15 protein-coding genes are annotated in these 13,528 nt (G+C 68.2%); 7 read left to right on the top strand and 8 right to left on the bottom strand.

Going from position 1 to position 13,528, the window contains the following annotated elements; translation table 11 throughout:
- The first annotated feature begins 511 nt into the window (after positions 1-511).
- From GBZ48_RS20575 to GBZ48_RS20555, 5 genes are all read left to right on the top strand, one after another.
- Complete coding sequence (locus GBZ48_RS20575; protein ID WP_174472707.1) at positions 512-952, top strand: MarR family winged helix-turn-helix transcriptional regulator; 441 nt, start codon at positions 512-514, stop codon at positions 950-952.
- 139 nt (positions 953-1,091) lie between these two features.
- Complete coding sequence (locus GBZ48_RS20570; RefSeq protein ID WP_174472706.1) at positions 1,092-2,375, top strand: ABC transporter substrate-binding protein; 1,284 nt, start codon at positions 1,092-1,094, stop codon at positions 2,373-2,375.
- 29 nt (positions 2,376-2,404) lie between these two features.
- A complete protein-coding gene (locus GBZ48_RS20565) occupies positions 2,405-4,237 on the top strand; it encodes an ABC transporter permease (protein WP_174472705.1) in 1,833 nt (610 codons plus the stop codon).
- A complete protein-coding gene (locus GBZ48_RS20560) occupies positions 4,234-4,977 on the top strand; it encodes an ABC transporter ATP-binding protein (RefSeq protein WP_174472704.1) in 744 nt (247 codons plus the stop codon). Before GBZ48_RS20565 ends, GBZ48_RS20560 begins: the two co-directional genes overlap by 4 nt.
- Entirely contained in the window at positions 4,974-5,687 is a 714-nt protein-coding gene (locus tag GBZ48_RS20555; protein WP_174472703.1) for an ATP-binding cassette domain-containing protein, read from the top strand. Before GBZ48_RS20560 ends, GBZ48_RS20555 begins: the two co-directional genes overlap by 4 nt.
- An 18-nt stretch (positions 5,688-5,705) precedes the next feature.
- Here the strand turns inward: GBZ48_RS20555 and GBZ48_RS20550 are convergent, their stop codons facing one another.
- The 7 genes from GBZ48_RS20550 to GBZ48_RS20520 all read right to left on the bottom strand — a co-directional run bounded on the left by GBZ48_RS20550 (position 5,706) and on the right by GBZ48_RS20520 (position 11,842).
- Positions 5,706-6,755 (bottom strand): ABC transporter substrate-binding protein, encoded by a 1,050-nt coding sequence (locus GBZ48_RS20550; RefSeq protein ID WP_246307341.1) that lies wholly within the window; start codon positions 6,753-6,755, stop codon positions 5,706-5,708.
- A 49-nt stretch (positions 6,756-6,804) separates the two neighbouring features.
- A complete protein-coding gene (locus tag GBZ48_RS20545) occupies positions 6,805-7,632 on the bottom strand; it encodes an ABC transporter permease (RefSeq protein WP_343049611.1) in 828 nt (275 codons plus the stop codon).
- Positions 7,625-8,398 carry an ABC transporter ATP-binding protein gene (locus tag GBZ48_RS20540; RefSeq protein WP_174472702.1) on the bottom strand — a complete coding sequence of 258 codons (774 nt, stop codon included), beginning with the start codon at positions 8,396-8,398 and terminating at the stop codon, positions 7,625-7,627. The genes GBZ48_RS20545 and GBZ48_RS20540 overlap by 8 nt, the downstream gene beginning before the upstream one ends.
- 176 nt (positions 8,399-8,574) lie before the next feature.
- Positions 8,575-8,907, bottom strand: coding sequence for a hypothetical protein (locus GBZ48_RS20535; RefSeq protein ID WP_109450016.1), 333 nt, complete (start codon positions 8,905-8,907; stop codon positions 8,575-8,577).
- 70 nt (positions 8,908-8,977) lie between these two features.
- The gene (locus GBZ48_RS20530; protein WP_174472701.1) at positions 8,978-10,126 is read right to left on the bottom strand and encodes an ABC transporter permease; all 1,149 of its coding nucleotides are present in this window, start codon (positions 10,124-10,126) and stop codon (positions 8,978-8,980) included.
- Positions 10,123-10,986 (bottom strand): ABC transporter permease, encoded by an 864-nt coding sequence (locus tag GBZ48_RS20525; RefSeq protein ID WP_174472700.1) that lies wholly within the window; start codon positions 10,984-10,986, stop codon positions 10,123-10,125. The genes GBZ48_RS20530 and GBZ48_RS20525 overlap by 4 nt, the downstream gene beginning before the upstream one ends.
- A complete protein-coding gene (locus tag GBZ48_RS20520; RefSeq protein ID WP_425486006.1) occupies positions 10,979-11,842 on the bottom strand; it encodes an ABC transporter ATP-binding protein in 864 nt (287 codons plus the stop codon). Before GBZ48_RS20520 ends, GBZ48_RS20525 begins: the two co-directional genes overlap by 8 nt.
- A gap of 44 nt (positions 11,843-11,886) precedes the next feature.
- Here GBZ48_RS20520 and GBZ48_RS20515 point away from each other — a divergent pair, with 44 nt between their 5' ends.
- Positions 11,887-12,201, top strand: a complete 315-nt coding sequence (locus GBZ48_RS20515; RefSeq protein WP_174472699.1) for a hypothetical protein — start codon at positions 11,887-11,889, stop codon at positions 12,199-12,201.
- 236 nt (positions 12,202-12,437) lie between these two features.
- Entirely contained in the window at positions 12,438-13,067 is a 630-nt protein-coding gene (locus GBZ48_RS20510; protein ID WP_174472698.1) for a hypothetical protein, read from the top strand.
- Between the two features lie 138 nt (positions 13,068-13,205).
- Here GBZ48_RS20510 and GBZ48_RS20505 read toward each other — a convergent pair whose 3' ends face one another.
- Positions 13,206-13,469, bottom strand: a complete 264-nt coding sequence (locus GBZ48_RS20505) for a DUF3126 family protein (RefSeq protein WP_098740518.1) — start codon at positions 13,467-13,469, stop codon at positions 13,206-13,208.
- Positions 13,470-13,528 lie beyond the last annotated feature (59 nt).

Genomic DNA, 13,528 nt, shown 5'->3' with positions numbered 1-13,528 from the left:
TCTCTGGGGGAGTTACGCCGCCCGACGCCACCACCCCGCCCTACACGCCGGGCGGCGTAACTCCCCCAGAGAAGGACGATGCCGCCAGCCCGGCCGAAAAGACCACTCCGCCAGACAGCTACCCACCCAAACGGACGCCCTGACCAAAAGCAGCCGGTGAAACGCGGCGGCGGCGGAAGCGTATCGTGCCGCCGCGGTCATGAATCGGCGGTGCAGACTCTCCGAATTGCGACAGCATCCGTTCGCAGCTTATTTTCAGGCTTGCGGCGCTTCTTTTGTTGCGCAAGCGATGACATTCGCATTCCTGTGGCTCTATGCCGCATCTGCGAAGATTGCACTGCGCCCATTGTGTTTTCTACCCTTTCCATGAGGAACGCATGATGGACGCATCGGATGGTGACAGGCGGGAAACGCCGCGCCATCCCTGTCCACGCAGCCGGGAGCGGCGGTCCGTGTCCGCCCCAGCCTTCGCCCCGGACCGAAGGCGGGCGCGAACCACGGGCCCGTTGACATGGACGACTTCGGACGACTGCTTCCCGACGATTACCAGTTGGCCGGCCAGGTTCACCACCGCCTTCGCCGCGCCCATCAGCGTGCCTCGGCGATCTTCATAGACCTGATCGGCGATCAGCTGCTGACCCCCACCCAATGGGGGGCACTGGCCACGCTGCATGCCGAAGGCCCGCTGTCGCAGAACCAGCTTGGCCGCCTGACCTACATGGATCCCGCCACGACCCAGGGCGTGATCCTGCGGCTGGTGGAACGCAATCTGGTGGAACGCCAGCCCGACCCGCAGGACCGCCGCCGCACCAGCGTCCGGCTGACCCGGATCGGCCAGGCCCTGGTCATCGACCTGATGGCGAACGCCGCCGCCGCCCACGAACAGACGCTGACCCCGCTGAGCGAGGAGGAGCGGGTGCAGTTCATGTCGCTGCTGGCCCGCCTGATGTAGGCGGCACCCAAGGGAGCACCTGCGGGAAAACCCCGATCAGTCGGTGACTTTTGCGCCGGGTTTGCTATGAACGCGGTGTGTTGCGTCGCACCGCGACCGGACACGCCGCTGGTCTCTTACGAACCGGGGTCCCCGCAGGATGAAGCACCGCCACCCGACCGCCTCGCCGCTGGCGAAGCTCCTTCGCCCCGCCGCTCTGGGCGCCACCCTGTCAGTCGCACTTGCAGCGGCGGCTCTCACTGCCGGCCCCGCCGCGGCTCAGTCAGCGAAAGAGCCGGTGAAATTCTCCGGCGCACCCGTGCGGGTGGGCGAGATCAACAGCTACACCGGCCTGCCCGCCTTCACCATTCCCTACCGCCAGGGCTGGCAGTTGGCGCTGGAGGAGATCAACGCCGAAGGCGGCGTGATCGGCTGCTGCGAGCTTCAGGTCGTCTCGCGCGACGATGCCGGCAAGCCTGACGACGCCGTGCGCGTTGCGCAGGAGTTGGTGACGAACGAGGCGGTCGACGTGCTGGCCGGCACCTACTTCTCCCACATCGGGCTGGCGGTCGCCGACTTCGCCGCACGCAACAAGATGCCCTTCGTCGCGGCTGAGCCGTTGACCGACGCCATCACCTGGTCGAAGGGCAACCGCTACACCTTCCGCCTGCGCCCCAGCACCTACATGCAGGCGGCGATGCTGGTGGAGGAGGCGGCGAAGCTGCCGGCCAAGCGCTGGGCCACCGTCGCCCCCAACTACGAATACGGCCAGTCGGCGGTGGCATGGTTCAAGCAGTTGCTGAAGGAAAAGCGTCCGGACGTCGAGTTCGTCGCCGAGCAGTGGCCGGTGCAGGGCAAGCTGGAGGCCGGCCCGACGGTGCAGGCTCTGGCCGCCGCCAAGCCCGACGCCATCTTCAACGTCACCTTCGGCGCCGATCTCGCCAAGTTCGTTCGCGAGGGCGAGGGCCGCGGCCTGTTCCGCAACCGCAAAATCGTCAGCCTGCTGACCGGCGAACCGGAATATCTGGAACCGATGAAGGACGAGGCGCCGGAAGGCTGGATCGTCACCGGCTATCCCTGGGACCAGATCGACACGCCCGCCCACAAGGCCTTCGTCGCCGCCTACACCGCGCGCTTCAAGGAGTCGCCCAAGGCGGGTTCCATCGTCGGCTACATCACCATGAAGGCGGTGGCCGCGGCGATCACCAAGGCCAAATCGGCCAATTCCGAGCCGATCGTCGATGCGCTGGCCGGCCTGACCATCGACAGCCCGGTTGGCCCGGTAACCTTCCGCGCGTCCGACCATCAGGCGACCATGGGCGCCTATGTCGGCACCACGACCGTGAAGGACGGCCGCGGCACAATGAAGGACTGGCGCTACGCCGACGGTGCCAACTACCTGCCGCCCGACGACGCGGCGCGCAAGATGCGGCCGGCGGAGTAAGGCGCCGGGCTTCCGGCGCCTCACCCCCCATGTCCTTCCTTCTCGTCCAGGCCCTCAGCGGCCTCGCGACCGCGGCGACGCTGTTTCTGGTGTCGTCGGGGCTGACCATCGTGTTCGGCGTGACGCGGATCGTGAATTTCGCGCACGGCTCCTTCTACATGGTCGGCGCCTATGCCGGCTGGTCGCTGATCGAACGGTTCGGCGGTACGCCGGCCGGCTTCTGGGGTTCCGTCGCCGCCGCGGCGCTGGCGATGGGCGTGTTGGGCGCGGCGATGGAGGTCGGGCTGCTGCGCCGGCTCTACCGCTCGCCGGAGCTGTTCCAGCTGCTGGGCACCTTCGGCATCGTGCTGGTGGTGCAGGATCTGACCGCCTGGGCGTGGGGACCGGAGGATCTGCTGGGCCGACGCGCGCCGGGGCTGAAGGGCTCCATCGACATTCTGGACCAGCCCTTCCCGCTCTACGACCTCGTGCTGATCGGCCTCGGGCCGCTGGTGCTCGGGCTGTTGTGGCTGCTGTTCAACCGCACCCGCTGGGGCACCCTGGTGCGGGCGGCGACGCAGGACCGCGAGATGACCAGCGCGCTCGGCGTCGATCCGGCGCGGTTGTTCACCGGCGTGCTGTTCCTGGGCTGTGCGCTGGCCGGGCTGGGCGGCGCCCTGCAGGTTCCGCGTGAGTCGGTGACCTTGCAGATGGACATGGCCATCGTGGTCGAGGCCTTCGTCGTCGTCGTGGTCGGCGGCATGGGCAGCCTGACCGGCGCCTTCCTCGCCTCGCTGCTGATCGGGCAGTTGCAAGCCTTCGGCATCCTGGTCTTCCCGCAGATCACGCTGGTGCTGGTCTTCCTGTTCATGGCGGTGGTTCTCGTCCTGCGCCCGCACGGCCTGCTCGGCCGGGCCGAGGAGGTGCCGCCGACCGCAACGGCCGCGGTGACCGTGCCGCTGTCGGCCGGGCGCCATGCCGGGCCGTGGGCGCTGGCGCTGCTGGCACTTCTCGCCGCGGCACCGCTGGTCGCCGGCGATTACGCGCTGATCCTGCTGACCGAGGTGGTGATCCTCGCTTTGTTCGCTGCCAGCCTGCATCTGCTGATCGGGTTGGGCGGGCTGGTGTCCTTCGGCCATGCGGCATGGTTCGGGCTGGGAGCCTACGGTTCGGCCCTGCTGGTCAAGCATCTGGGCGCACCGATGCCGCTGGCGCTGGCCGGAGCGCCGGTGCTGGCCGGGTTGGGAGCCTTGGTGGCCGGCTGGTTCTGCGTGCGGCGCTCGGGGCTGTATTTCGCCATGCTGACCCTGGCCTTCGCCCAGATCGTCTGGTCGATTGCCTTCCAATGGTATGCGGTGACCGGCGGCGACAACGGCATCCTCGGCGTCTGGCCGCCGGGCTGGGCGGCGGGCAAGGCGACCTATTACTGGCTGACGCTGGGCCTGTGCGGCGGCACGCTGTGGCTGCTGCGCCGGGTGGCCTTCGCCCCCTTCGGCTATGCGCTGCGGGCCGGTCGCGACTCGGGATTGCGGGCCGAATCGGTGGGCATCGACGTGCGCCGCTTCCAATGGATGGCCTTCGTGCTGGCCGGCACCGCGGCCGGGCTGGCCGGCGGTCTCTATGCCTTCGCCAAGGGCAGCGTCTTCCCCACCCTTCTGGCGGTGCCGCAGTCGGTCGACGCGCTGGTGATGGTGCTGATGGGCGGCATCCAGACCGTCGCCGGACCGCTTGCCGGTGCGGTGGCGTTCCACCTGCTGGAGTCGGAGGTGATGAGCCTGACCGACTGGTGGCGGCTGGTGCTGGGCCTGATCATCGTCGCGCTGGTTCTGATCTTCCCCAAGGGGATCGTCGGCTTCCTGTCCGGCTTCAGGAGGCGGGCATGAGCGAGCTGGTGGTGCGCGACCTGCAACGCTCCTTCGGCGGGGTGCAGGCGGTGGGCGGCGTGTCCTTCACCCTGCGTTCCGGCGACCTGCTGGCGCTGATCGGTCCGAACGGCGCCGGGAAGAGCACCTGCTTCAACCTGCTGAACGGCCAACTGCGCCCCGACTCGGGATCGATCAAGCTGGACGGCACCGAGCTGGTCGGGCTGCCGCCCCGGCGCATCTGGGCGCTGGGGGTCGGCCGCACCTTCCAGATCACCGCGACCTTCGCCTCGATGACGGTGGCGGAGAATGTGCAGATGGTCCTGCTGTCGCGCGCCCGCCGGCTGTTCGGGCTGTGGCGCCCGGCCGCCGCCCAGTTCCGCGAACCGGCGCTGGCCCTGCTGGAGCGCGTCGGCATGGCTGCCCAGGCCGACCGTCCCTGCGGCGTGCTGGCCTATGGTGACGTGAAGCGGGTCGAACTGGCGATGGCGCTGGCGAGCGAGCCGACGGTGCTGCTGATGGACGAGCCGACCGCCGGCATGGCGCCAGCCGAACGCCTTGCCCTGATGGCGCTGACGGCGGAGCTGGTGCGCGAGCGCGGCCTCGCCGTTCTGTTCACCGAGCATGACATGGATGCCGTCTTCGGCCACGCCACCAGCGTGCTGGTGCTCGACCGTGGCCGGCTGATCGCGGAGGGCTCGCCGGATCGGGTGCGCGCCGACCCGCGCGTGCAGTCCGTCTATCTGGGAGGCGAGGCGTGAGCGACCCCCTGCTGACGGTGGACGGCCTCCAGGCCTGGTATGGCCGCGCCCACATCCTCGACGGCATCGCTTTGACCATCGGCCGCGGCGAGGTGGTGGCGCTGATGGGCCGCAACGGCGCTGGCAAGACCACCACGCTGAAGGCGATCATGGGACTGGTGGAGCGGCGTGCCGCGACCCTGCGCTTCGACGGACGCGACCTGTCCGCCCTGCCCGCCCACCGCATCGCCCGGCTCGGCGTCGGCTATGTGCCGGAGGACCGCCGCATCTTCGCCGATTTGACGGTGGAGGAAAATCTGGAGGTCGGCCGCCAGCCTCCCCGCCCCGGCGCCCCGGCCTGGACGCCGGAGAAGCTGTTCGCGCTGTTCCCCAACCTCGCGGAGATGCGCGGCCGCCGCGGCACCCGGATGAGCGGCGGCGAGCAGCAGATGCTGACCCTGGCCCGCACGCTGATGGGCAACCCGTCGCTGCTGCTGCTGGACGAACCGTCGGAAGGGCTGGCGCCGCTGATCGTCAAGCAGATGGCCGAGGCGGTGCGGCGGCTGAAGGCGGAGGGGCTGTCGGTGCTGCTGTCCGAACAGAGCCTGTCCTTCGCCTCATCCGTCGCCGACCGCGCCTGCGTCATCGAAACCGGCCGCCTGCGCTGGACCGGCACGATGGCGGAGTTGCTGGCGGATGACGGGGTGAGGGCGGCCTATCTGTCAGTCTGACCGCCCCGCCCCTTCTCCTCACTGCCCGGCGATGCTGAGATCCATCACCGACTTCGGATCCAGCGCCTTGTCGACCTGACCTTCCGACTGCCAGAACTTCACCTGATTGATCACGTCGTCCACCAGCAGGCGGGCCTGCGGATCGACATAGGGCAGACCGGCGGCGGCGATGTCCGGCTTCTGCTTGGTCGCTTCGGCGATGATGGTCAGCAGCTCGTCATAGCCCGGCCCCTTCACCAGATTGCCGGCGGCGTCCTTGCCGTTGAAGGCGGCATGGTATTCGGCGAGCGCCGTCTTGTAGGCGCGGACGAACTTCTCCACCAGCGGCCGGCGGTCCTTCATCGTCTTCGGCGCGGTGAACAGGGCGCCGAGCTGCCAGGGCGTCTCGTCGCCGACCCAGCCCAGCATCTTGCCGGCGCCGTCGGCCACCAGCTGCCGCGACACGGTGGAGGGCGCGATGATGGCGTCGACCTGCCCGCCCTTGAAGGCGGCGACCATCTTCGGCACATCCTGCAACGGCACCATGGTCACGTCCTTGACCGTGAAACCGTGCTTCTGCGCCAGCAGCCCGATCATGTAATGGAAGGTCGAGCCGACGGTGGTGATGGCGACCCGCTTGCCCTTCAGGTCGGCCGGCGCCTTCAGCCCGGCGTCATAGGCGGCGTTGGTCGCGAGATAGGCGCTCAAGGGAAAGCCCGGCTCGTCGCGGCTCTGCGCGGCAATGATCGTGACGGCACCCTTGGAGGCGAGGTTGTAGAAGCCGGCGGTCAGGCCGGTGACACCGAAATCGACATCGCCCGAGGTGACGGCGACCGGCACCTGCTGGGCCGAGGTGAACATCTTCAGCTCGACGTCCAGCCCCTCCTTTTCGAAATAGCCCTTTGCCTTGGCGATGAAAATCGGCCCGGAGGAAGACAGCGCCAGCACGCCGACCGTCGCCTTCTCCAGCGGCTGCGCCAGCGCGGCGGACATCAGGGTACCGGCGGCGAAGGCGGCCCCGGCGGCCAGGGACACAGTGGCGATCACGGCGCGCCGGGTGAGGCGGGCCACGGTCATGGCGGCGGTCATGGACGGAAATCCTCCCGATGTATGGTTCAGTTTCTTGGGAAAAAGCCGGTCAGCGCCAGTTCAGCAGGCGCCGTTCAAGCTGCGACAGCACCGTGCCGATGGCGAGCCCGAGCAGCGACAGCACCAGCACGCCGGCCAGCAACGTGTCGGTCTGCATCAGGTTGCCGGCCATCAGCACGAAGGCGCCGATGCCGTACTCCGCCCCGATCATCTCCGCCGCCACCACCAGGATCAGTGCGATCGACGCGGTGATGCGGAAGCCGGCCAGGATGCCCGGCAGCGCGCCCGGCAGGACGATGGAGCGCAGGATCGACCGCCAGGGCAGGCCGAAGCTCTGTGCCATGCGGATCAGGTTGCGCGGCACCGAATCGATGGCGCTGTAGGTGGCGATGACGGTGGGGAAGAAGACGCCAAAGCCGATGGTGGCGAATTTCGACGGCTCGCCGATGCCGAACCACAGGATGAACAGTGGCAGAAGCGCGATCTTCGGGATCGGGAAGAAGGCCGAAACCAGCGGCACCCCTACCGCGCGGGCCGTTGAGAAGATGCCCATGGCGAAGCCGACCAGCATGCCGCCCGCCGTGCCCAGCACCCAGCCGACGGCGATGCGCCCCAGCGACGCCTTCAGGTTCATCCACAGCGATCCGTCCGTCACCATGCCCGACAGCGCATGGGCGACGGCACTCGGCGGCGGCAGGAACAGCGGGCTGGCGAGGCCGAGACGGCTCGCCCCCTCCCACACCGCGATCAGCACGGCGAAGGCCGCCAGCGCCGCCCAGGGATGGCGTTTCACGGTAAAACCGCCGCCACGGAAGCGGACGGGCTGGCCCATCGTGGACGCGGCGGCTGCGGTGGGCGGGTTCAGGCTGTCAGGCACGGGCGATCTCCCGGTCGGCCATCTGGGCTTCGGCCTTCATCAGGTGCCACAGTCGGTCGCGCACTTCGGCAAGATGGGCCTGGGCCGACGGCTCCTGCCGGCGCTCCCGCGGCTCCTCGATGGTGACCAGTTCGCGGATGCGGCCTGGACGGCGGCTCAGCACGCAGACCCGGTCGGCCAGCCGCAACGCCTCGTCCAGATTGTGGGTGACATAAAGGGCGGTGGTCTTCTCCCGCCGCCAAAGTTCGAGGAAATCGTCCATCAGCAACTCGCGCGTCTGGGCATCCAGCGCCGACAGCGGCTCGTCCAGCAGCAGCATCGCCGGGCGCACCGCCAGCGCGCGGGCGATGCCGACCCGCTGGCGCATGCCGCCGGACAGCTGCTTGGGCAAGGCCTTGCGGAACTCCCACAACCCTATGCGGCGCAGGCCGCTGTCGATGCGCTCGCGCCGCTCGGCGGCGGACAACTTGTGGTGTTCCAGCACCAGGGCGACATTGTCCTCGACCGTGCGCCAGGGCAGCAGGGCGAAGTCCTGGAAGATGAAGGTGATCGGGTTGAGGCAGCCGTCCGGCACCTCCCCCTCCACCCGGATGCTGCCGGAGGTCGGGGCGACGATGCCGCCGGCAATGCCGAGCAAGGTCGACTTGCCGCAGCCACTGGGGCCGATCACCGCCAGGATTTCCCCCTCCGCCAGGGTCAGGTCGATGCCGTCCAGCACGGTCAGATCGTCATAGCGGTGGGTCAGATCGGAAACGAGAAGCCTCATCGCGCCCTTATCAAGCCTGCAGCGTTGTCGGTGAAGTCCGACTGTTCGTTGGGCCTGCCACTATAGCGCGGCGTTCCTTCGGCCGAGAGGGGAAAGGCGTTCCGCATCCCAGCCATACGGCAGTATGGTAGTGGCCGGAAGGCGTCAAGCCGCTGTCGGTTTCGCGACAGCAGTCGTCAGGCGGTTCCGCTGACTGGGCCACCACCGACCGGCAGGTCGAGCACCCGCAAAGCGGCGGCACAGCGGCCGACCGCCGCTTCCGCCAAAGCATGGCGCTCGCTCAGTCCCGCCTCGTCCACCTCGTCGGGGGTCATCGCCTGCAACAGGACACGCAAAGTGCGGACATAGGTGCGCAGGAGCGTGGCTTCCTCGGCATAATCGCCCAGCAGACCGGCCTGTCCGGCGGTGCGCAGAGCGACAAGCTCACCGTCCAACGACGCGGCGGCCATCTCAATGGCGAGCAGGGCCCGGGTCAGGCGGACATGCTTCAGAACGACGACATCGGCCATGCCCACCTCCCTTGCCGGCTGGAATGGCGAGGTGAAAGCAATGGCCGCGCCAGCGGCTTCGCGAGGCCCGTCAACGCCCCCGCATCGATGGATGCCAAGCCGTCGTCACGCGCTCCAGCAGCGCCAACGCGCCGTAAAGGCCGGAGCCGGTCAGCGCCGCCACGGCGATGGTGGCCCAGACGATGTCGAGATTCATCCGCGCCACTTCGGTCGAGATGCGGAACCCCATGCCGACCACCGGCGTGCCGAAAAATTCGGCAACGATGGCGCCGATCAGGGCCAGGGTGGAGTTGATCTTCAAGCCGTTGAACAGGAAGGGCAGTGCGTTGGGCAGCCGCAGCTTGACCAGCGTGCTGCCATAGCCGGCGGCATAGCTGCGCATCAGGTCGAGCTGGATGCGCTCCGAATTGCCGAGGCCGGCCAGCGTGTTGATCAGCATCGGGAAGAAGGTCATGACGACGATGACCGCGGCCTTCGACTGCCAGTCGAAGCCGAACCACATCACCATGATCGGCGCGATGCCGACCACTGGGATGGCGCTGGCGAGATTGCCGAGCGGCAGTAATCCGCGGGCAAGAAAGGGCACGCGGTCGGCAAGGATTGCCACGAGGAAACCGGCACCGCAGCCCATGACATAGCCGCGCAGGACGGAGGTCAGCACCGTCTGGCGGAAATCGTCCCACAGCACCGGTGCGTTGGCGGCCAGCGCCGCAGCGATGCGGCTGGGCGGCGGCAGCAGGATCGCCGGCACCTGGAAGCCGCGGACCAGCACCTCCCACCCCACCAGCAGGCCGAGCCCGAACAGGCCGGGCACGATGACGGAGCGGGTCCAGCCCGGCACGCCGGCCAGCACCCCCATCACCCGCCACAGCAGCAGCGTCGCCGCGGCCAGGAACAGCCACAGCCCCCAGCCGGCCGAGAGATCCAGCCCCTCGTTCAGCAGATGCAGCGGCAGAAGCCAAGCCAGCGCCACGCCGGCCAACTCCGCCCAGGCGCCCCAGACCCGCTTCGGTGCCGAGGCACCGGCGACGACCGCCAGCACCACCCCGATCAGGAACAGCGGCGCCATGGTTCCGCCGAACCAGCCAAGGACGGCGCCATTCCGGACGCCCACCGGCAGGGCCAGTGCCGCCAGCGTCGGCAGGGCGATGGCGACCAGCCCCCAATCGGCGGCCGTGCGCAGGCTGGTGCGGTAGGGGTCCGTCGTCAGATCGCTCATCGCGCACCCGCCCGGCCAAGCAGGACCAGCTCAAGACCGCGCACGACGGCGATCAGCGCCACCGACAGCAGAGAGGCCATGATCAGCGCCGCCCAGATCTGCACGGTCTGGCCGTAATAGGACCCCGACAGCAGCCGCGCGCCCAGCCCGGCCTGCCCGCCGGTCGGCAGCTCGCCGACGATGGCGCCGACCACGCTGATGGCGACCGACACCTTGAGACTGGCGAACAGAAAGGGCATGGAGGCCGGAAGCCGCAGCGACCAGAAGGCGCGCATCCCGCTGGCCGAATAGGTCCGCATCAGGTCGAGCCACAGCGGATCGGCGGACCGCAGCCCCTTCACCATGCCGACCGTGATCGGGAAAAAGCAGAGATACATGCAGATCACCGCCTTCGGCAGCAGCCCGGTCAGCCCGATGTTGCCGAGGATGACGACGATCATCGGGGCAATTGCCAAAATCGGGATGGTCTGCGACGCGATCACCCAGGGCAGCAGGCTTGCCTCCAGCGTCCGGGTATAGACGATGCCGGCGGCCAGCAGGATGCCGAGCCCCAGCCCCATCGCCAGCCCGGTCAGCGCCGCCTCCGCCGTCACCCAGGCATGGAACAGCAGGTTGCGCGGGCTAGACGGTGCGTAGCCGGTCAGGGAATTCCACAGTTCCACCACCACCTGATCGGGGGTGGGCAGGATCGGCCGCTTCATCGTGTAGGCCTGGGCCAGCACGTCCGCGAAGCCGGCCGGTTTGCTGGCGCGCGCCAGCGTCTCCGCCGCCTGCGGCCAGTTCAGCCACGCCGCCCCGATGTACCAGGCCGCCAGCAGGAGCAGCGTCATCACGGTGACGGGAAGCGCGCGCTTAGTCATCGTAGCTGTGCCCTTCCTTCAGCCCCTCGCGCACGCGGTGGGCGATGGCGGCGAATTCCGGCGACTCGCGGATGTCCAGCGTGCGCTCGCGCGGCAGGCTGTTGCAGTCGATGACATCGAGGATACGGCCGGGGCGCGGGCTCATCACCACGATGCGGGTGGACAGGAACACCGCCTCGGCAATCGAATGCGTGACGAAGACGCAGGTCTTGCCGGTCGCCCGCCACAGCTGGGTCAGATGCAGGTTCAGATGGTCGCGGGTGATCTCGTCCAGCGCGCCGAACGGCTCGTCCATCAGCAGCAGGTCCGGCTGCAAGGCGAGAGCGCGGGCGATGGACACCCGCTGCTGCATGCCGCCGGAGAGTTGCCAGGGAAACTTGCGCTCGAAGCCCGACAGACCGACGCGCTCCAACTGCTCGCGGGCCCGTGCCTGCCGTTCGGCGCGGGCGATTCCCATGATCTCCAGCGGCAGCATCACGTTGCGCTCCACCGTCCGCCACGGGTAGAGCGCCGGTGCCTGGAACACGTAGCCATAAAGCCGTTTCAGCCGTGCCTGCTCCGGCGTCATGCCTTCGATGGCGATCTGGCCGGAAGTCGGACGTTCCAGATCGGCGATCACGCGCAGCAGCGTGGTCTTGCCGCAGCCGCTGGGACCGATCAGCGACACGAAATCGCCTCTGGCGATGGTCAGGTCGACCTCGCTCAGCGCCGTGACGGGCTTGTCCGCCGTGGGATAGACCAGAGAGAGCTTGCGTGCCTCGACAACCACCGGGGACTTGGCCGAAGGAGCGGCCCGGTCCGAGCCTTGCCTGGAAGCGGTCGCCTCCCGGACATCGAGCGGATTTGGGAAGGTCACGGGCGGCGGTCCTTCACAGGGCGGATATGGGGCGGATTTGGAAAATGGATCTGACGGTTTGGTCAGAAATCATCCACCCCGCAAACTATCACCACCCCGATCAGGGCACCAGGGTTGCAAAAGCCCAACCTTCTCGTCCGAGGGCATCGGACCGCAACTTTGAGGGAAATTTCCACCGCGGCGAGATTGGCACGCACATGCGTGCCCTGTATTCTCGCGCCGCCGGACGCGCACAACGCGCCGATGGCAACCGAAAGGAGGTGACGCGAGTGAGAAAATTCCTGAAGTGGCTCGGCCGCTTCTGGTTCAAGCTGAAGTTCGAGTTCGAAGCCGGCTTCAACACGGACCAGGACAGGTAAGCCAACATTGGCGGGGCTGGGAAACCGGTCCCGCCATTCAGGAAAATGGCTCGCGTCACCTCCTGCCCCGCAGATTACCACGTCCCCCGCCATTTTCAAGGCACGGGCGAGGAGCCGACCCGCCCGGACACGCAGCGCGGGTGCGGATAAGCGGTGGAACGGGCAGGGCGAAAGGACTGGACGGGCGGCACCCCGCCGGAACAGGATCACGCCCCGTTCACGACCGCCCCAGCGACATGCCCGCCGCCAAGCCGCCCCCCAGTCTGGAAGTCACGCGCGAAGACGGCGCGGCCGGCGCCGTGTTCATGGCGACGCCGGTGCTGACGCCGGTGATCCGCACGCGCTATCTGCTGATCGCGGGACTGCTGGCGACCGGCTTCATCGCCGGAGCCGGGCTGGCGCCGGACGAGCTGTCCGGCATGCTGCAATGGCTGGCCGCCTTCTGCGCGGTGCCGGTGCTGCTGCTGTGGGTGGTGACCCTGTCGGAGACTGTGCAGCGCCGCGCCGTGCGGCTCGGCGTGACGGAACGCGGGTTGACGGTGGACGGCGCGCGCATCCATCCACACGAGACGATTCGGGATCTGGCGCTTTATCCGATGGTGGGTGGCAAGCCGCTGTTCGTCGCCTGGATCGATCCGGCGCACGACTACCGACACAAGGCGGAGATGACTCTCGTCGCCGGCAACGTGGCGCCCAACGATGCGGTGAAGGCGGAATTGAAGGCTGCCGGCAGCCGCAATGTGCGGCTGGTCATGCACCGGCGCGGCGGGCACAAGGCGATTGTCCTTGTCCGCGGCCTGACCCTGTCAGGCGGGCAGACCCTGCTGGCTGCCCTGGCAGCGGAGCTTCGCGCTCGTAGCCGCTAGATCGGATCGCATAAAATCGGACCCGATTTGAAGCGTGAATCCGATCGCCACACATAAAGCGACAGCGTCGTGCGTTTCATATCGAACGCACGACGCTATAGGGCGCCCCAGGGCGGAAAGCCGGAGAAGACCGGGAAATCAGCGGCGCGGAATGGCCGGCGGCTCCGGCAGGTCCTCTTCCAGAATGACGACGTTCAGGGCATAGGACACCTCGCCCTCGTCCTCGTCACGGTTCAGCGTGCCGAAAAACTCGCCATCCACCGTCACTTCGGCCGACTGGCCGGGCTTGGCCGGCGGCTCGATCACGATCTTGGGATTGCCCAGCGTCTTGCGCAGGTACATCTGCACGCGGGCGATTTCGGTGTCGGACATCCGGACGGCGGACGGCTTGGCGGGCGGCATGGCGAACCTCGTTGTCTGCGAAGGAGCGTCATATAGGCGGCTTCGCCGCGAAGGGAAAG

Source organism: Azospirillum melinis (assembly GCF_013340935.1).
In the GTDB taxonomy this organism is placed as follows: Bacteria; Pseudomonadota; Alphaproteobacteria; order Azospirillales; family Azospirillaceae; genus Azospirillum; species Azospirillum melinis.
This window is presented reverse-complemented; position numbering and strand designations above follow the sequence as displayed.